Annotated in this window: 1 protein-coding gene; it reads left to right on the top strand. The window is 46.4% G+C overall.

The genetic code is table 11. The annotated features are described in order from the left end of the window. Window positions 1-512: histidine phosphatase family protein (locus tag FDW97_RS17855; RefSeq protein ID WP_137351406.1), on the top strand; the 512-nt coding region annotated here is incomplete at its 5' end. Between the last annotated feature and the right edge of the window lie 68 nt (window positions 513-580).

Genomic DNA, 580 nt, shown 5'->3' with positions numbered 1-580 from the left:
TCCTACTAGCAGCGTTTAGTGCAAGTGAGTATCAAATAGAGCGTGTTTACGCTTCTCCGCTTGGACGTGCCTGGCAAATGGGGCAAAGCCTGGCTGAACACTTTCGCTGTTCACTGACGGCTGAACCGGCCCTTAAAGAGCAGGCCTTTGGTCAGTTTGAAGGTATGCCGTTAGAACTACTCAGACAAAAACATCCGAACGATGCAAATGCGTTATTCAGGCTTGATGCAGAGTATTTTCCACCTGGGGGGGAGTCACTGGCGCATGCTTCTCAGCGAGTTATGCGTTTTTTACAAAACCTGGAAGATACTTCATCACATCAACAAACAATATGTATTGTGTCTCACGGGCATGTCAGTCAGGGTACTCTGGCAATTCTTAAAGAAGGGACTGTCAATAGTTTCCCTCGCTATGCTCACCCCAATGCAAGTTATTCTGTTATCGACCTGGTTAATGGAAAATGTATCGGCCTAAAGTGGGGGATTGCTACACATTTACGTCACCTGAATTAGTGGTCACCTTGCAATCATTGAACTCCCATCCTGCCAGAGCCATCATTATTTAAGCACAATGTCAGCTC

Source organism: Citrobacter sp. wls708, assembly GCF_005281255.1.
GTDB lineage: Bacteria > Pseudomonadota > Gammaproteobacteria > Enterobacterales > Enterobacteriaceae > Citrobacter > Citrobacter werkmanii.
Note: the sequence above shows the minus strand (reverse complement) of the source record. Positions and strands in the feature narration are given on the sequence as shown.